The 19,570-nt window shown below is 43.2% G+C and carries 9 protein-coding genes; 4 read left to right on the forward strand and 5 right to left on the reverse strand.

Annotated elements, in window-relative coordinates:
• Positions 1–3 precede the first annotated feature (3 nt).
• From ACFQ1M_RS05280 to ACFQ1M_RS05290, 3 genes are all read left to right on the forward strand, one after another.
• Entirely contained in the window at positions 4–1,230 is a 1,227-nt protein-coding gene (locus ACFQ1M_RS05280; protein ID WP_386404943.1) for an alginate lyase family protein, read from the forward strand.
• Positions 1,231–1,388: 158 nt separating this feature from the next.
• Complete coding sequence (locus ACFQ1M_RS05285) at positions 1,389–2,462, forward strand: T9SS type A sorting domain-containing protein (RefSeq protein ID WP_386404946.1); 1,074 nt, start codon at positions 1,389–1,391, stop codon at positions 2,460–2,462.
• A 373-nt stretch (positions 2,463–2,835) separates the two neighbouring features.
• Positions 2,836–3,714 carry a polysaccharide lyase family 7 protein gene (locus ACFQ1M_RS05290; RefSeq protein WP_386404949.1) on the forward strand — a complete coding sequence of 293 codons (879 nt, stop codon included), beginning with the start codon at positions 2,836–2,838 and terminating at the stop codon, positions 3,712–3,714.
• Positions 3,715–3,753: 39 nt separating this feature from the next.
• On the opposite strand, the gene ACFQ1M_RS05295 is transcribed toward ACFQ1M_RS05290, so the two are convergent.
• The 5 genes from ACFQ1M_RS05295 to ACFQ1M_RS05315 form a co-directional block, all read right to left on the reverse strand.
• Positions 3,754–6,144 carry a polysaccharide lyase 6 family protein gene (locus tag ACFQ1M_RS05295; protein ID WP_386404952.1) on the reverse strand — a complete coding sequence of 797 codons (2,391 nt, stop codon included), beginning with the start codon at positions 6,142–6,144 and terminating at the stop codon, positions 3,754–3,756.
• A 151-nt stretch (positions 6,145–6,295) separates the two neighbouring features.
• Positions 6,296–7,963 carry a sodium:solute symporter gene (locus ACFQ1M_RS05300; protein WP_386404954.1) on the reverse strand — a complete coding sequence of 556 codons (1,668 nt, stop codon included), beginning with the start codon at positions 7,961–7,963 and terminating at the stop codon, positions 6,296–6,298.
• A gap of 30 nt (positions 7,964–7,993) precedes the next feature.
• The gene (gene xylA / locus ACFQ1M_RS05305) at positions 7,994–9,319 is read right to left on the reverse strand and encodes a xylose isomerase (protein WP_386407064.1); all 1,326 of its coding nucleotides are present in this window, start codon (positions 9,317–9,319) and stop codon (positions 7,994–7,996) included.
• Positions 9,320–9,329: 10 nt separating this feature from the next.
• Positions 9,330–10,808 (reverse strand): xylulokinase, encoded by a 1,479-nt coding sequence (locus ACFQ1M_RS05310; protein WP_386404957.1) that lies wholly within the window; start codon positions 10,806–10,808, stop codon positions 9,330–9,332.
• A gap of 7 nt (positions 10,809–10,815) precedes the next feature.
• Positions 10,816–13,068, reverse strand: a complete 2,253-nt coding sequence (locus tag ACFQ1M_RS05315) for a glycoside hydrolase family 3 N-terminal domain-containing protein (protein WP_386404960.1) — start codon at positions 13,066–13,068, stop codon at positions 10,816–10,818.
• A gap of 666 nt (positions 13,069–13,734) precedes the next feature.
• On the opposite strand from ACFQ1M_RS05315, the gene ACFQ1M_RS05320 reads away from it, so the two are divergent.
• Positions 13,735–19,557, forward strand: a complete 5,823-nt coding sequence (locus tag ACFQ1M_RS05320; RefSeq protein ID WP_386404963.1) for a choice-of-anchor D domain-containing protein — start codon at positions 13,735–13,737, stop codon at positions 19,555–19,557.
• Positions 19,558–19,570 lie beyond the last annotated feature (13 nt).

A 19,570-nucleotide genomic window follows, 5' to 3' on the forward strand; every position in this document is an offset into this window, starting at 1 on the left:
GAAATGTATAAATTAAAAGAAATCCCCAGCCTGTTCAGCCAAGCGGGGATTTTTTTGGTTATGAGAGGAAGTATTAAAATTCTTGTATTATGCCTACTCCTTACGGCAAGTTGCCATAAAACTCCTTCTAATTTCGAACTGGTATCGGAGATTGAAAGAGAACGTATACTTGAGAAAGCATCATCATATCTTGATGCCAAGCCTATCACTGTCACCGCCAGTTTTTCTGAGCGAAGTGCCGGAGGACGGCACGATTACTTTTCTGAAGGCGACTATTGGTGGCCAAATCCCGAGGATCCAAAGGGTCCCTATATTAGAAGGGATGGAAGGTCCAATCCGGATAACTTTAACGATCACAGAAAAGCATTGATACGTTTCTGTCAAATTTCGGGAGCTTTGGCCTCTGCCTATTTGATCACAGAAGATAAAGCGTATGTTCAAAGCTTACGACCCCATTTATTAGCTTGGTTCGTAGATGAGGAAACGAGAATGAATCCTCATCTCTTGTATGCGCAAGCGATCAGCGGCAAAGTTACTGGCCGAGGCATTGGGATCATCGATACGGTTCATCTTGCAGAAGTGGCCATGGCTGTAGAAATATTAGCAGATTCCGAAGTGGCCAGCAATTCGGAGATCGATGCCATAAAGAAATGGTTCAAGGAATACCTTCAGTGGCTCACCTCTCATCAATTTGGAATTGATGAGCGTGATCATGGGAATAATCACAGTGTCTGTTGGACTATACAGGTAGCAGCATTCGCAGCGTTGGTGGATGATACGAAGACGCTGGATTTTTGTGAGGATCTTTATAAGAACTCCTTGCTGCCTCAACAAATGGATGTCGATGGAAGTTTTCCCAAAGAATTGAATCGGACAAAACCGTATGGGTATTCGCTCTTTAACATCGATGCCATGGCAAGTGTTTGCCAGATACTTTCTACCGAAAAAGAGAACCTCTTTAAGTATACCACGAAAGAAGGAAAAAGTCTGGCTTTGGGGATGCAATTTATCTATCCCTATATTAAAGATAAGGATACTTGGCCTTACCAAAAAGATGTGATGTATTGGGAAGAGTGGCCAGTTAGGCAGTCTTCATTATTATTTGCGGGAATGGCCTTCGATAACGAATCATACATCAAGTTGTGGACCTCCTTGAATGGTGATTTTCAAACTGCGGAGATCGTGAGGAACATGCCTGTAAAACACCCCTTACTGTGGATTGAAAGATAGGACGATTCTTTGGATTTACGATTGATTGGGCCTATTGCTATAAGCAACCTACGCTACGTGTATTTTTCGGACAATTGTGCCCCTTATTTGGTATCATAGATTTAACACTTTCAATAACTTTATACAAATAGGGACCACCAACTAACACTACATTCATTATGAAAAAAAGAATACTCTCAACGCTAATGCTTTGTATTACCGCTCTTGGATTTGCTCAGGTAAATGGAGACATTTTGATCAACGAATTCTTACCCGATCCAAATGGTACAGAGAATCAGAAAGAATGGTTCGAAATATGGAATACGACTGCTTCTGATATCGATATAGAAGGTTGGACCATCAGAGACCGATCATCGTCCAGTAGATGGCATCTGATCGCCAATGGAGGCCCGTTGATCGTGCCGGCTAATGGCTACTTGGTGTTGGGGACCAATACAGATACGGGGACCAATGGAGGTATCAATGTTGATTATGCTTACAACTTTGTTTCCCAATCTCCTTTTACAACGGTTACGGCCACAGGCTTCCCAAGTTTTAACAATTCGAATAGCTTTGACGACGGAGTTGATGGCTGCAATAGTACGGTCGATACCACTGGAGGGATAAGCGATAATGAAAAAGATGGCGTACGCTTGTTGATGCCCGATATGTCAACGCCGATGGACCCTACCGATTTTATCGAGATCGACCGCTTAGAATATGATTACGGATACAATGCTGATAATCTCGTGGCCAACGGTGGAAGTGGTCAACCCATTGGGATACCCTATCTTCCCTCAATTCCTGGATGGAACGATGGCTATACGCAATTAGAGGGATCTGGTTGTTTCATGGGCAATGAAGACCTAGATAATAACCGAAGTATTCAACGTATAGGTACCTCAGGCGTGGCTTTGGATGATTGGGCGTTCTCAAATGATGTTAACGTTGCAGGTGAATTTTTTGGAACTCCTGGGGCAGCCAATAACAATGTGCTGTCTACAGACAAATTCACCCTAGACCCAGACAATTTTGATATTTTTCCAAACCCTGCCACCAATATATTGACCATCAGATCGGACAAAGTCGTAATAGAATCCATATCGTTGTTTGATATATTAGGGAAAAATGTTTTTACCGGTAAAGAGATGATCGACGATGGAATCGATGTTTCCAATATTGCCTCAGGATTATATGTACTAAAAGTGACGGCCAACAATTCAAGCCTTGTTAAAAGAATTGTTATCAACTAACCATACCAAAAAGACAGAAAACCACAAAGGGAGTTTGGACCTCATTTTGATAAGTACCCAATCCCTTTTTTTAAAAATCTTTTCTTTATGATCAAAAAGAATTAAGACTATCCTAAGTTTTCTTTAAGGGATCATCCGGAGATTCATTTTTAAGATATGGTGGGTAGCATTAATAATGCTCTAAGATATACATAACACAATTCTACTATTAGATATTGACCAAGTTTGAACTGAATCATCACATCAGACCTAGCGCTAGCTTTGTTCAATTTTTTTAAAATAGATGCAGGTGTTAGGTGAGGTCTTTTGAGCGATTCTCGCAAATGCGAAAAACAAGTACACAAACTAATAGTAACCACTAAACTTTAAAAAAATGAAAAACCGACCAACCAAAACTTGGATTCCTTCCTATGTCAAAGTTTTCATACTTTTCATAGCGATCAGCGCTACCTCCTGTAGCCGCGAAGAACTAGAAACAACAACCGATGAAACTGCTTCGGATGAGGTTGTAACCGATGAGGATCTTACGTCGAGATGCACTACAACAGGATATGAATGGCTAGGAAGCAGCCCTAATAACAACGATAACTGGAAACTGCAATATCAAGGCAAAGAAGCCCGTAGAGTAGGAGGTGACGCCTCCTTTTATACCATAGCGAACTCTCGCTTCGAAGTCGTAGGATCTTCATGTAATCGGCTTCGATTCAGAGTGGACGATTCCGACCCCACAACTTCAGGCTCCTCAAATCCAAGGTCAGAACTCAGGGAAATGCGAAAGCTCAGTTCCTCTGGAAAGGAAAAAACGGCTGGCTGGAGCTACACTTCCACGAAATATATAGATATCGATTTTAAAGTACGAGAGATGACATCATCCGGTCGATTATCTGTTGCACAAATTCATTCAGGACAGGATGATATTTCACAAATAAGTGTAGATAAATTGAGCAACGGAAAGTATAAGGTTTCATTGATCGTTGAAGGTGACGATGGTCCAGAATACAAGACCTTGTACGACAATGCCAGTTCCGGTACTCGATTTAAAATTCGTATGAAGATCGAGGGTAAAAAAGTGAAAGCCCGGAAATTGACCAGCGGCAGTTCCTATACTTCGGCGGTCACCATAAAGAATTCAAGCAAATACAGAACGAGTACTTGCTACTTTAAGGCAGGAGCGTATCTCATCGGAGCTAGCTCAGGTAAAGCTAAAGTTGAGTTCTATAAAATAAAGACCAGTGGCGCACAAAGTTATTGATATGTGATAAAACCGCGGAGCTTGATGTCTCTGCGGTTTTTATTCTCTCACTAGGCCAATGGTTCCTATGTTATTGTTTTCTCTTAGAAGTGGTGACTTCTCACTCGGGATAAAAGCATTGCGATCCTCCCATTTAGGGTTTTTGTATTGGATATTCATTTCCTGCGCGCCTTTGCTCACCTTTACGAAACCGCTATCATAGAACAAGCAGTTGCGAATGCTATTGGAGCTTCCAGCAAGATTCACCGGGTTTTTGATCAGGTAGCTGTCCTCAAATACAGAATTTGAGATGGCCACTTTATGGATTCCGTTGGTACGTAGTATCTTGCCTTTTTCGGTATTGGCCACCTTGTGAAAAACACAGTGGTCAATGATGAGACGCCCTCCTTCGATATTTACATTTGGAGTGGTACGCACATAGTTCACGGCAAATTGTTCGATATTGCTGAAGACACTATTGTTAACAATGATCGTATTGGCATTGAAAGCGCCGATATCATCCTTATCGTATGAAAGATTCAATCCTCTGTAACTGTTTTCAAATCTCGAATTCACAAAGCTCAAGGTATCTGCTTTGGTACCGGCATACGCCTTGAAAATACTTCCGCCATCGGTATTGGTGAAATTTTTGAAGACGCAATGGTCGGCAAAAAGGCTATAAAGACCGGGGCGCTGTTTATCGGGTGAAACGATGGCATACTTCATCGGACTTGAATGCTCACCATCGAAGGTAATATTATTGATATAGAGCTTTGCATTTTCATTCAGTCTGAAAAAATGATCTATAGGTTTTGGTAGCTCGTCCTTCGCTTTGATCAAGGTTTCCCCATTTTTTGCACCATTTATCGTCAACGTACCATTGATCTTGATCTTTTTTTCAATTTCATAGATACCAGGTTCCAAAGATATGACGGAGCCGGAGGCGGCCTTGCCAATGGCCTTTCTCAGCGTTCCTAACCCCGGTTTTATCGCGATTTCTGAAGGAGCCGCTTTAGGAGTCTTAATATCAGGATTCCAGCCAGGTCCAGCTCTCATGGTCATCGCTCTAGGCAGTTTCGTACTTCCTAAGTTGAAAGCTCCAGCCGCATAGACCGCTCTTTCCTTTTTTGTGATATCCCATTCGGGACTCTTTGGTGTGCTTTTCACTGATGTCAATATCGGATTGTTCTCAGCAGGTATGGGAAGTGATTTGACCATTTTCCAGACAATGCTTGTTTTCTCAAACAAATTGGGGTCTACCGCCGCTTGGCTGTCAACGATATTACCGCTAAAAGAGATACCGTCTAAGGCGTCATCAGCATCTAAGATCTTCCCACCATCGGAGTTGGTAATGATATTATTGGCAAAGACTGTGCGAATGGGAGCTAAGGTCCTTTCCGAATCTTTGCCTGCGCCAAATGCCATAGGACCGCAATTGATAATGGTATTATTCTGGATGTCCACATCCTTTACTTGGTGATATCTATTCAAAGGGGAGTTTGGAACACCGTTCATGATGACAATGGGACCTCGAAGGCCAGTTCCTTTGAGACCGACCAGCAGATTGCTTCGAACGATATGACCTTCATTGATGATACGGATCCCGCCAGTATTGGAAACATTGTTTCCAAGAAAGACATTATTTTCTACCAATGCATTGTTGCCATGTCTCAAGGTCAACGTTCCTCGGCTTTCCACGAAGAGATTGTTTCTAAAAATATTATCGCCAGATTTGTTACTGATGATCTCAATTTCACCATCACAATTTTTAAAGACATTGTTCTCAACGATGGTTTTTGACGATCTCATGGAGTTGGTACTGGTACCGATTCGAATACTCTCACCACCATTAGCGCCAAGATCAGGGCGCGCTCCAAAAAAGTTATGATCGATCTTGTGATTATTCTCTGTGTGTTCATCGCCTTTTAGCCAAACGACCAAGGTAGTGCCAGCGGATACCTTTCCAGTGAAGTTGTTATGGTCCACACGATTGTTCTTCCCCCAAATATCGACCCAGTGATTTTTCAAATCGGCATCTCTAGTTTTAATATAGGATATCGTAGAATTGGCAAACCGACAGTTATTCGCAAATACTCTGGAGTCTTTTCTAAATTGAACCACATGTTTAGCTGTGGTATTTCCATCCTTGAACCAAAGTCCACTGACGATGACAAAATTACCATAGATGCTGAGGTTAGAATCGCCAGTGATAATGACTTTTCCCGGGGTTTCTGCTTTGATGATCACGGGGTTCTCTTTGGTGCCATTACCATATGCCTTGAGTTCCACATCCTTCCAAACACCATTGGCGAGTAAAATGGTACCACCTCCATCTAAAGAGGCGAGGGCAGCATTTAATTCATCAGTATTGGTCACTCTAATATCCTGTGCTGGCACATACCAAACAACTACTGCTAGTGCGATCTGAAATAATGCGTTTTTGATGGTCATTGCGACTTCCCTTAAGATTTATCATAGTTTTTGATAAATATACTCAAAAACGATTCCGTTTTGATCAGATGCTATTGGCAGGCACATTAAAAGGAACTATTCTTTATCAATTTTGTACAATTTTAACCACTCATAGGATCCAGGTGTGCCTTTATCCAGTAAAATATGCTAAAACGGCAATTACCACTACCACCAAAAGCAAGGATAGAATGACATCGATGGTGTCGTAACTTTTCTTCGAAGCGATCTTGTCTTCGCTAGATAAAGTGCCAAATGAGAGCCCCTTGATGCGAGCATAGTTGGGTGCTGTTGTAAGTACACTCACGGAGATACAGAGTATCACCGAAAAGATGAACATAAAGATGGCCATATGGGCAAAGTTGATGGTTGCAAATTCATATAGTAGACCTGTAGCCGTTGGTTCACCTGTGAGCCTAAAATCTGCAATATGTTGCTGATAATATATTTCGGAACCTAGACGCAAAATGAGCAAGAATAACCCCGCGAGTAGTGTAGTGATCGCCGCTTTTGAATTGACCCGTTTCCAAATGATGCCCAAAAGAAACACAGCTGTCACCGGAGGCGCAATGTAGGATTGCACATTTTGAAGGTATTGATACATCACCCCACCACCTATCTTTTGCATAATTGGAATCCAAATGATGCCAAGAATTACGATCATAGCAGTGGCTATCTTTCCAATATTCAATAGCTGACGTTCGGTTTTCTCTGGTTTTAATTTCTTATAAATATCGATGGTGAAAATGGTAGAGCACGAATTGAATACCGACGCCAACGAACTCATTAAAGCTGCCATCAAGCCTCCAGCGACCAACCCTTTTAGACCAACGGGTAGGAGCGTGGTCACCAACATTGGAAATGCCCTATCTGCTTTGTCCAACGCGAAGACCTCGGGATTTTGTACCGACAAAGCAAACGCGATGATACCTGGAATCAGAAATATGAAAATGGGCAGTAACTTGAGATAGGCACCAAAGATCGCTCCACGACGTCCTATCTTGATATTATTCGCTGCCAATGTCCGTTGCACGATATATTGATCGGTACACCAATACCAGATCCCTACGATCGTACCACCAAAAAGGAGTCCGGTCCACGGGAAGTCCGGATCACTCATCGGTCGCCACATGTTAAAATGCTCTGGTTTTGTGTCTCTTACCGTTGCCGTTAGTTGTTCCCAACCACCGACCTCCACTAGGCCAAAATAGGTGATCATCACCGCTCCTAGGATCAATATGATGGTCTGCAACGTTTCGGTGTAGATCACCGCTTTCATACCGCCTACAACCGTATAAAGCCCTGTAAAAATAACAATACCAATGGCACCATACCAAAAGGGAATGCCAAGGAGTTCCGAAACTACGATACCTCCTGCGTATATGGTCACAGAGACTTTGGTCAACACATACGCCAATAATGAGAATACGGACAGAAACCACCGCGATCTGCTGTCAAAACGCTTTTCTAGAAATTCGGGCATGGTAAAAGCCCCACTACGAATATAAAATGGTAGAAAGAGCCAGCCAAGTAGAAGCACGATCCATGCATGCAGCTCATAGTGGGCCATAGGCATCCCAGATTCGAAACCAGTTCCTGCAAGTCCCACAACATGCTCGGATCCGATGTTGGAGGCGAAGATGGACGCACCAATGACAAACCAGCCTACATTACGTCCTGCTAAGAAATAGTCTTCTGTGTTCTTGTTCTTTTGAAGGACTACCCATACAGCAACGGCTATTAACGCCAAGAGGTACGCACCCAATACCCACCAATCGGCGGTTTCTAGAACTGATTCCATATTCGTTTATTTAGTTGGTTAGAAAGATCTTTAGATATATTGATTGATGATGTTTTCGAATAATTCCTGTTTACCGCTTCGCGCCTTTATATTTTGGTTTCCTCGCGCATGGACATACAAATCCTCTAGACTGCTCTTTCCGCTTTCAAACGCCTTTCCGGCTCCTGAGTCAAACGAAGCATAACGTTCCGCTCGCAGCTTTGTATATTCTGAATTTTGCAGAATGTTATCTGCCGCAATGAGGGCACGAGCAAATACGTCCATGCCACCAATATGGGCATGAAAAATATCTTCGAGATCCGTCGAATTTCTTCGGATCTTCGCATCAAAATTAACACCACCACCTTGTAGTCCATCAGCCTGAAGGAATACGAGCATCGCTTGTGTAAGTTCATAGACATCCACAGGAAATTGGTCGGTATCCCATCCGTTTTGATAATCGCCTCGGTTGGCATCGATGCTTCCTAGAAGTCCGTGATCTGCAGCAACTTGAAGTTCATGCTCAAACGTATGCTGTGCCAAGGTGGCATGGTTTACTTCGATGTTTAGCTTGAAGTCGTCCATTAGGTCATAACGCGCAAGAAAACCTGCCACTGTAGCGGCATCAAAGTCATACTGATGCTTGCTGGGTTCCATCGGTTTAGGCTCAATAAAAAAGGTGCCTTTAAAACCCTGTTTACGGGCGTAGTCTCTACACATATGGAGGAAGCGAGCAAAATGTTCTTGTTCCCGCTTCATATCTGTGTTCAACAGGGACATATAGCCCTCGCGGCCACCCCAGAATACATAATTCTCGCCGTCGAGTTTGATCGTAGCATCTAGGGCGTTTTTGACCTGCGCCCCGGCATACGCCACAACATCGAAGTCGGGATTGGTCGCCGCACCATTCATATAACGCGGATTGCTGAAACAGTTGGACGTTCCCCATAATAATTTAACCCCGGTTGTTTTCTGTTTTTCCAGTGCATAGTCGGTGATCAACGCCAAACGCTTTTCCGATTCAGCAAGACGATCACCTTCTGCGATGAGGTCAAAGTCGTGAAAGCAATAGTATGGAGCACCTATTTTGGTGATGAACTCAAAGGCCGCATCCATCTTATCTTTGGCCTGTTGAACGGGGTCTGAATTTTTCAACCATGGAAATTGTTGAGTAGGAGCCCCAAAAGGATCCGATCCAACTCCGGTGAAGGTATGCCAATAGGCAATTGCGAATTTGAAATGTTCCTTTAGTGATTTTCCTGAAACGATCTTATTTTCATCGTAATACTTGAAGGCAAAAGGATTTTTGGAGTCTTTCCCTTCAAATGTTATTTTATTGATTCCCTTGAAATATTCCATTCGACCTGATGTTATAATGATTTATGTTCTAAAGTGTCTTTGTTAATTTTGATTTCCAATCTTCGTAGGCAGCGCGATAAGCACCATCTATATTTAATGGATGGTAGGTGTGTTGTATCTTATCATGTTGTGTTGCTTCACTGAAATTCTTAAAGATACCGCTCGCATAAGCGGCCGCCCTTGCTGCTCCAACAGCCCCTGTTGTTTCTACAATATCGATTCGCGCGTCGGTGAGCGTGGCAATGGTCTCTGAAAATATCTGTGACCTAAAAAGATTGTCATTGCCCGCTTTGATCCTACTGAGGTCTACACCGTCGGCTTTTAAAATTTCCAATCCATAGACAAATGAAAAAGCGATGCCTTCCAAAGCAGCTCTAAAGAGATGTGTCTTCTTGTGGATATTGAAATTAAGATTGATGATGCTCGCCTCAGGGTTCTTATTTTTAAGCATGCGTTCGGCTCCATTGCCGAAGGGGAAGATCCGCAGGCCATCCGAACCAACAGCCACCTCACCGGCCCGGGCATTCATTTCTTCGTAGGACATACCGCTAGTTAGATTATTTCGTATCCAACTATATTGAATGCCAGTGCCATTGATACACAGCATTTTTCCTATCCTAGGAAGTTTGTCAGTATGATTCACATGAGCGAAACTATTGATACGAACACTTTCGTGGGTGATAACTTGGTCGGACAACGCATATACCACTCCAGAGGTTCCGCCAGTTGCGGCAATTTCACCTGGTTCTAAAACATTTAGAGCCAAGGCATTGTTTGGCTGGTCACCTGCCCGATACATCAGAGGAATTCCTTCGGGCAAGCCTGAAGCTTTGGCGGCATCTGCTGTCACTTTTCCTTGAAAAGAAAAGTTTGGCCGCACCTCAGGGATCAAAGACCTATCGATTTCTGTTGCATCTAAAAGCCAGAAAGCGGGTTCATCTGCTATAAAATCCCATAAAATAGCTTCGGAAAGACCAGAAGGGGTTGTGAGGCATTCTTCTGTGAGCTTATATCCAATGTAGTCTCCAGGAAGCATGAACTTATGAATTTGATCGAAGACCTCAGGTTCATTCTCTTGAACCCACTTAAGTTTCGAGAGCGTGAAATTACCTGGTGAATTTAGTAATCGCTGCATGCATTTGTCGGACCCGACGGATTCAAATATTCGATCCCCGATAGTTACAGCTCGGCTATCGCACCAGATAATGGACGGACGCAATAATTGCATTGATTTGTCGACCAATACCAGGCCATGCATTTGGTAAGAAATGCCAACTCCTTCAATACGATCGGGCTCGACGCCCGTTTTGGCTATAAGTTCCTTGGTCGCTTCACATAAATGTTTCCACCATAGATCAGGGTCTTGCTCACCCCAACCGCTTTGCTCAGAAATTATAGACATTTCCTTTTTAGGATATTGAGCAATCCCCGCTACACTGCCATTCGAAGACTCGATCAATGCGGCCTTTATCGAAGAGCTGCCAACGTCATAACCTATCCAATACAAAACGTTCTTATTTTAGGGTGAATGTTGCTTCGGCAAAAGCAGCTGCTCCCAGAGCCAAACTTCTAGGCATAGGGCTTGCGCCACCGATATAAAGTTTGAATTGACCTGGTTCTAGAACCTTTTTTCCATGATAATCTACCAATTTCAGATCATCAGCTGTCAATCTAAATTGTACCTCTTTGATAGCCCCTGGATCAATTTCAACACGCATCACATGCTTAAGGTCAAAATTAGGAACACGAACCGAGGCTTGTACATCAGAAAGATACAACTGTACCACTTCTTCTCCTGTAAGTTCTCCTGTATTTTTGACAGGAACGGTGATAGTAAGCTGGTCGCCTTCAGCGATGCTTTCTGCCGAAAGTCGGATGTCACCATATTCAAATTTGGAATAGCTCAATCCAAATCCGAAAGGGTAGAGGGGTTCTTTTACCATGTATTTATACGTCCTACCTTCCATCGAATAATCTTCATAGGGAGGCAACTGATCGAGGGATCTGGGAAATGTGATAGGCAATCGTCCTGAAGGATTTCCCTTTCCAAATATCAGTTCGGCTGCCGCATTGCCACCCTCCTCACCGGGATACCAAATAAGCATCACAGCATCGGAGAGTTCGTGGACTTCCGCCAAATTCATCGGGCTGCCACCTGTAACCAGTGTAATTATTGGTCTTTCTTTGGCCTCTTCACGAAGTTTTTTAAGATAATCGATCTGATTCTGAGGGATGTTATAGTCCAAACGGTCGCCTTTGGTAGACGAGGCTAGGGATTCGCCTTCCTCTCCTTCCAAAAGTCCAGAGATGCCCAATACGACAATTGTGGCATCGCTATCCGCCGCATGTCCAGAAGACCAATCTAGAGGATTGATCGGTTTTCGATCGAAGAGCGCTCCCATGGCATAGTATAACTGACTGCCTGGTGCCAAGGTTCCGGCAATACCTTCTAATACGGTACTCATATTGGGGTTCACACCATAGTAATTTCCTAATAGGATATCGGTATTTGCAGCATGCGGACCTGTCACAAAGTATTTCGCGAGGTCATTCCGCAATGGCAAAACACCATTGTTCTTAAGAAGTACCATACTCTTCTGCGCCACTTCTTTGGCCAACGCGCGATGTTCATCACTATCCACTACATCCATAGAGATATCATCGTAAGGATTACTACCATCTGGATCGAATAGCCCCAATTTAAAACGGGTTTTAAGCAACACGGCTAACTTTTCGTCCATTTCTTCTTCAGTGACCAATCCTAATTTTACGGCTTCTGGCAATGCGGGATAGGTACTCCCGCAGTTGAGGTTTACACCACTTTTCAACGCCAAGGCGGCAGCTTCGGCTTGGGTGGCGACCACTTTATGTCCTTCCTCTGCATAAAAGTCTACCAATGCCCAACAATCACTAAGGAGATGTCCCTTAAAATTCCAAGTATTGAGCAGTACATCATCGATCAAATATTTATTTGCGCAGCATGGTTCTCCGTTGGTTGCATTGTAGGCGCACATTACCGCTTCGACCTTCGCTTCCGTGACCAATGCTTCAAATGCAGGAAGGTAAGTTTCCCAAAGGTCCTTCATATTTACTTTGGCATCAAATTCATGACGAAGTGCTTCAGGGCCGTTGTGTACCGCATAGTGTTTAGCGCAGGCAGCGGTTTTCAGGTATTTGGAATCATCTCCTTGTAAGCCACGGACGAAAGCTTTTCCCAAGATGGAGGTCAAGTAAGGGTCTTCCCCATAGGTTTCTTGACCGCGACCCCAACGAGGGTCTCTAAATATATTGATGTTAGGCGTCCAAAATGTTAGGCCACCGTAGCGTAAGTGATATCCTTTGGCTTTTGCTGCATTGTACATGGCTCTTGCTTCATCAGAGATAGCATTCGACATACGATATGCCAAGTGCTCGTCGAAAGTAGCTCCCAAGGCGATTGCTTGCGGAAAGACCGTAGCGGCGCCCGACCGGCCAACACCATGTAAGGCCTCGTTCCACCAATTATAGGCAGGAATGCCCAATCGCGGTATAGCGGGCGTATCATAGGTCATTTGCGCGGCCTTTTCTTCAAGTGTCATGCGCGCTATAAGATCATTGATTCGTTCATCCATTCCCAAGGATGTATCATAGAAAGGGAAATCGTATTCGGTCTTTTGTGTGGCGATTTTCTCGGAAGTATCCGTCTTTTGGTCAGCTGCTCTTTTGCAACTGGAGAAAATAGATAAGAAGAAGAATAATGCTAAGGTCCAGGAAATTGATTTTTTCATGCTTGGTCGTTGTAAACAATGTATTTGGCCGTTCGATAGCCGTTGATTTTTAAAGATATCATTTAAATTTAAGTTTACTCAAGGCGTAGAGACTGTAAATATCAAAAATGAATGATATGTGATATTTAATGAATGATTTGAGATATCCAGTTAATAAAGCTTCGATGCTGCAAACTTTTCTTTCGCTACCTAGGGATGACCAGTATTTTCTACGAAATAGGTATTCTTGGAGCGACTTCTAATCATACGAGCCTTGGCGATACATGCGATCTTTGAACTTAATACTGTCAACCATTTCGAGAAGTTTCATGCTGATCCCGAATGGGCTTACTTTATAGGTTGATAAATTATAAGAGTCGCGGATGGAGAATATTTTAGATTCTGAGTTAGGCTATCTTCTGACAGTTGAATTTTTGGATATATAAGAAGCTCTAACCAAATGTATGAAACGATAGCTTTGGCTTCATGTGGTGTGTTAAGAGGCCTCATGGCTTTTCAACTTATACCTATACTCAAATTAAGAAATGTATTACAAATACCTATTTTTATTAATATAAATGATGCATTTTAACTAATTTTATTGGATTCTTACAAGTATTTGGTATTTTTTTTATAAATTCTTCTACATTTTAGAAGATTAGAACATAAGATTTAGCCCCAAATCGAATGAAAAAAAACTACCTACTAGGTAAACTAGCAGTTGCCCTACTGTTAATTACCGCAGCAAGTACCGGCCTCAGTGCGCAGGTTACTATTCTTAACCAAGGTTTCGATAGTTCCCCTGCAGACACGTGGGGTTATACGACGAATCCAGGTTCAGGAACCATATTTTTAAATGCAGGTTTCTATAACGAACCTTCTACTCCCAACGCTTTGGTTCTTAGAGGAGGTCCTGGAGACCAGACCAATCCCAATATTGTATTTAATAACGTCGATATCTCGGCTTACAGCAATGTAACCATCAGTGTTGATTTTGCGCAGTATCGCGTAGAATCCACAGATGATTTCGATATGTTGGTTTCCTATGACAACGGCGCAACATTTCCGACGGTCATCACTTTGACCGATGGAACCTTTGGAGGAACTACCAGATCTTTTGATTTTGGCGCAAGTGGAGGTTATGTTGGCGCCAATCCCTACACCTTCAACGTACCAGCCGTAGCAACACAGGTAATGGTGATGTTTCGCTTTACCGAAACAGCCACATTTAGCAATACTGCAGATTATTTTTTCATGGATGATGTTAGATTAGAAGGCCTTCTACCTGCTTCAGAAATAGATATCATTGGTAACGGAGTAGATATAGCAGATGGAGATACGACGCCATCGGTAGCAGATGATACCGATTTTGGGCTATCGTCGATCGGCATTCCTGTGGTTCATACCTTTACTATAGAAAACGATCCGTCTGCCGGTAGTACGTTAAATTTAACTGGATCGCCTTTAGTTGATATATCTGGTAGCTCCGACTTCTCTATCACAGCACAGCCGGCAACAAATGCCTTAGGTGTGGCTGCGACAACGACATTTCAAGTCGCATTTAACCCAACTACAGCAGGAGTTAAAACTGCGATCATCTCTATTGACAATGATGACGCTAATGAAAATCCTTATAATTTTACCATTCAGGGAGCCGGGTTAGCTGCGTCTGCGGAGATGGATGTTTTTGGAAGTGGTCTAGAAATCGTGGATGACGATACTACACCATCCGTTACAGATGATACCGATTTTGGTTCTACGACACTTGCACTGCCTTTGACCAGGACCTATACCATTAGCAATTTTGGCACGACCAATCTCAACCTTTTCGGAGCCTCACCTGTAACAATTTCCGGAAGTACCGATTTTACGGTGGTGGCACAACCTGCTAGTCCAATTTTGCCGGGTACTTCTGTGACTTTCCAAGTTTTATTTACTCCATCAGTTGCAGGAACAGCAAATGCTACAGTAAATATTGCAAATAATGATAGTGATGAAAACCCATATAATTATGATATTCAGGCCAACGTTTTGAGTACAGTTTCTCTCTATTGTGAGGACTTTACCACTCCTAGCGGATGGACGGTGGCCTCATCCACCAATGGGACGTGGCTGGAAGGCTCAGAGGCAACGATGTCTGCCGGAGCAACCGGCAATTATGCCTATTCTCAGCGGTTTTCTGGGCAATATCAAAATAATGCCTTTATCGAATATGAATCTCCTTCGTATGACCTTACCGGTTATGAACATTTAGTACTTCAACTGGATTATAATACAGATACCCAAGTAAATCGAGATTTCTTGAATATCTATTTCTCCAATAATGGAGGAGCTAATTGGTATCGATTAGGCCATGTAGACGTTGGCGAGGGAGTCAATTGGTATAACACCAAAACTGGTGGCACCTATGGCTGGACAGGTAATTCTGGTAGCTGGATAACTGCAGAGATCGACCTAGAGTCTATGGGATTTGATAATCAATCGGATATCCGATTTAGAGTGCGATTCGACTCCGATGGTTCTACAAGAGACGTAGGAGTTGCATTTGACAACTTCTGTATTATCGGAGACCCTATTGTACCAAAGACCTATCTTACTTGTGGACCTGGTGGTATTGGAAATGACCTGGAACTATGGTTAAGGGCTGACTCCATGCTTGGCACGGTTGCTGATGGAACCATAATTGATACTTGGGAGGACCAGGCGTTTGGTACCAAATGGACGAACGCAACCTCTTCTGGAGCAGAAAGACCTACTTTCTATGATAATGCTGCCAATAACGTAAACTTCAACCCTGTGGTTAGTTTTGATGGCACCAATGCGATGTATGGTAAAAAAGGATTCTTCAATCACGAGATCTATGTGGTGATCAACCCACGAACGACCATATCTAGTTCATTGCCAACACAAGATGTTTTCTTAGGTGATGATTATTTAGAAATTCCGCTTTCAGAAGATGTTACAGGCATCTCAATCGGAAATACATCAGCGCGATTTGTCAATGATGTCGTTGCTTACAATCAGGCATCAAATACCAAGTATGGTAAAGGGGTGGTTAGTACTACTTTGAGTTATGACCGTCCAGTGATATTTAGTACAAGTATCAACAGTGCTGGGAATGGGATGGACCTATTCTTAGATGGTATCAATTTAGATGTGTTGTCTGTCACTCAAGAAGTGAATCTAGCAACCTATAAGGATATTTTAGACACAAGATGGTGGTTGGGAAAAAGTGAATTCTTCGGACCTAGTTTTGATGGTGATATGTTAGAGATCGTTGTGTTCTCTTCGACGAAGTCGGCCATCGAAAAAACGCAGATAGAATCTTATCTGGCAATGAAATACGGTATCACTATGGGATTCTTTCCCGATCCTATCGCAGGAGTTCCTCATATTCCAAAATCCCTGTTCGATTCGAGCACCACCCCAATATGGGATACGGCTGTCAATGTTGGTTATACCTACAATGTTGCGGCTGTGGGTCGTGATGATTGTGCAGGACTTTATCAGAAACAAGCGAGAAGTGTGGATCCTGGTACAGTATTAACACTGGGACTAGGAGACATCTATAATACAAATTCTACCAACCCGAATACCTTTGCAGACGATTTCGATTTCTTGGTATGGGGAACCAATGGTAGGGATATGGCAAATAGCGGGACACCTATATCGGTGGACCTAGGTCCTGCAACGGTTACCACGCTAACAGAGGTACCCAATAGGATATGGAAAATAACCGAGCGTGCAACAGGAGATATTGGAACTGTAAAGGTGTCTGTGGCCACTGCCGATCTTGCTGGCCTACCAGCCTTGTCGGGTAATGACGCTTATGTGATGATCTTAGCCGACGACGATAGCTTTACCACAGCTGTGGAAACGATCTTTTTGACCGCGAATGGTGCTGATCAAGAAGCGTATTACGATTTTGACGGAACCAAATTCTTTACGTTTGGTGTCGCCCATGAGACACTCGCCGACCGTCATGTCGAATTTGATGGAACAGACGATTTCTCTATGATAGGGGATAGGGTGGATATAACGGGCCCATTCTCTATTTCCGCTTGGATCTATAACGATGGGTCTAACGATGCCAACGGCGATAAGACCATCATTGCTAAAAGAGGTAGTGGTAGTGACGGATATCATTTTTTGGTTGATGATAGCAATCGAGTGGTCATGCGATTCGATAGTGGCGGCAGTGATATGATCATTTCGAACACCAACTTGCCAGACAATCAATGGCATCATGTGGCTTTTACTTTCGATGGCGCCAGAGGTAATCTCTATATCGATGGCGTGATAGACGAAAGTCAAAATATGTCAGCGCCAACGGCAAATAGCCACTATCTTTCAATTGGGGCACGGTATATCGATAAGACTACCGAGGCCGATTATTTCAAAGGATATATCGAAGAGATCCGCATGTGGAATATCGCCCTATCAGTAGACCATATTCGCTATGTGATGAATCAAGAGATCGAAAATGATGGTAGCGGCAATGTAGATGGAGAAATATTACCACTAGGTATCAGCAAAAATGACATCAATAGCGTTCAATGGGCAGATCTTTTGGCCTACTATAGCATGAATGCCTTTATAGGAACGAGTGTCAATGATGTTTCAGGAAATGCAAATAGAGCGAGTTTGGCAGACCCAGATAAATTTGAGCTGCAAGATCAAACCGCTCCCTTGCCATATGTTTCCACCGCGGACGGTCCTTGGGAGGTCAATGGTACTTGGGCCAATGGTTCCGATCTGTATGTACCGAACGACAATCTAACGATCAATGGAATACCGACTGATATCGACTGGAATATCGTTCAGGTAGGGGATAATGTGGTGGCAAATGATGATAAGACCGTTTTGGGCCTTTTCTCTACTGCCAACGAGTTATCCGTGGTGAACGATTCCGAACTTATGGTTACACATTATTTAGACCTTGATGGCGTCATCGATCTCGAAGGTGAATCCCAGTTGGTACAAGATGATGGCTCTGACCTCGAAGTGGCCAGTGCCGGCTATATTGAGCGGGACCAGCAAGGTACTGCAGATAGTTATACCTATAACTATTGGTCGTCTCCTGTTGGAAATATCAATACGACCGCGAACAATCAAAACATACAGCTATCCGCCACCCTGATGGATGGCACCGTTGCCGCTAGTCCTGTTGGAATTAATTTCCAACCTGCGTACGACGCCGCGGACGGCGGACCGACTTCACCTATTACCATAAGTTCGTATTGGATATTCAGGTTTGTAAATAGCCTCGCTGATGATTACGATGCCTGGTTGCCCACAGGCTCTGTTGGTGATATACTTGCCGGAGAAGGTTATACCATGAAAGGAGCAGGCACTGGAGGTGTATTTACCGATCAGAATTATGTCTATATGGGAAAACCAAACAATGGAGATATATCGTTGACCCTATCGGCAGGAAATGAGTATCTCGTGGGTAATCCATATCCTTCTGCCATAGATGCCGACGAATTCATAGCAGACAATACCTCTACCACAGGGTCGCTCTATTTTTGGCAACATTGGGGAGGCGGTACCCACGTCCTTAGTGGCTATCAAGGAGGTTACGCGATATATAATCTATCTGGTGGCGTCTCGGCCGTCTCACATCCAAGTGTTGATCAAACAGGTTCTGGAACAAAGACCCCGGAACGTTATATTCCGGTCGCACAAGGTTTCTTTGTGGAAGGAAGTATCGATGGAACCGTCAATTTTGAGAATGACCAGCGAATTTTCGTAACTGAGGCCTCGGGGAATTCTATCTATATAAGAGGAGCGGTGTCATCTCAACGAGAGGAGATCATCGAAGAAGATACACGGACAAAAGTACGCCTTAAGATCACAACGCCCGGAGAAATTACCCGAGAGCTATTGCTCACGATAGATGAGAACACTACGGATGGCATCGATTGGGCCTATGACGCCAAATTGATTGAATCGCAGGAGGATGATGCCTTCTGGTTGATCGATGATATAAAACATGTAATTCAAGCGATCCCAGAAAGTCAAAAAGACAAGAAGCTACCCCTTGGAGTAAGCATAGCGAGTGCTGGAGAGGTTTCGTTTGAACTTTTCGAAGTGGAAAATGATGTGGCTGATATGGATTTGTATCTTTTGGATAAGGAAACGAGTGAAGTTTATGACCTAAGAGCTGCGAGTGTTACTGTTGATTTGAATGCAATTGGTGATCACAATGAGCGTTTCGAGTTATTGTTCAATGATCCTTTTAAAAAGGACATCGGCGACCCTCGTTTACAGGATGTTGTGAATGTGAGTTATCTTAATGACAAAAAAATTATCAGGATTGAAAATCAAATGAATATCAACTTAAGGTCTGTCAGCTTGTTCAATATGATGGGTCAAATGACGAATGTGTGGAATCTGAATACCGAAAGTATACAGGAGATCCAAGCTAACCATCTCATCAATGGTGCATATATTTTGAAGATCGAAACTGACGACGAGGAAGTGACGAAAAAATTCATGGTCAATTAAAAATTGCTAGAAA

The sequence above is a fragment of the Sungkyunkwania multivorans genome (assembly GCF_042675645.1).
Lineage (GTDB): Bacteria > Bacteroidota > Bacteroidia > Flavobacteriales > Flavobacteriaceae > Sungkyunkwania > Sungkyunkwania multivorans.

Bases quoted from the DNA above. Each gene is read 5' to 3' on its own strand.
- ACFQ1M_RS05290 (WP_386404949.1), top strand. From the start codon at position 2,836: ATGAAAAACCGACCAACCAAAACTTGGATTCCTTCCTATGTCAAAGTT.
- ACFQ1M_RS05320 (WP_386404963.1), top strand. From the start codon at position 13,735: ATGAAAAAAAACTACCTACTAGGTAAACTAGCAGTTGCCCTACTGTTA.
- ACFQ1M_RS05280 (WP_386404943.1), top strand. From the start codon at position 4: ATGTATAAATTAAAAGAAATCCCCAGCCTGTTCAGCCAAGCGGGGATT.
- ACFQ1M_RS05315 (WP_386404960.1), bottom strand. From the start codon at position 13,068: ATGAAAAAATCAATTTCCTGGACCTTAGCATTATTCTTCTTCTTATCT.
- ACFQ1M_RS05285 (WP_386404946.1), top strand. From the start codon at position 1,389: ATGAAAAAAAGAATACTCTCAACGCTAATGCTTTGTATTACCGCTCTT.
- ACFQ1M_RS05295 (WP_386404952.1), bottom strand. From the start codon at position 6,144: ATGACCATCAAAAACGCATTATTTCAGATCGCACTAGCAGTAGTTGTT.
- ACFQ1M_RS05300 (WP_386404954.1), bottom strand. From the start codon at position 7,963: ATGGAATCAGTTCTAGAAACCGCCGATTGGTGGGTATTGGGTGCGTAC.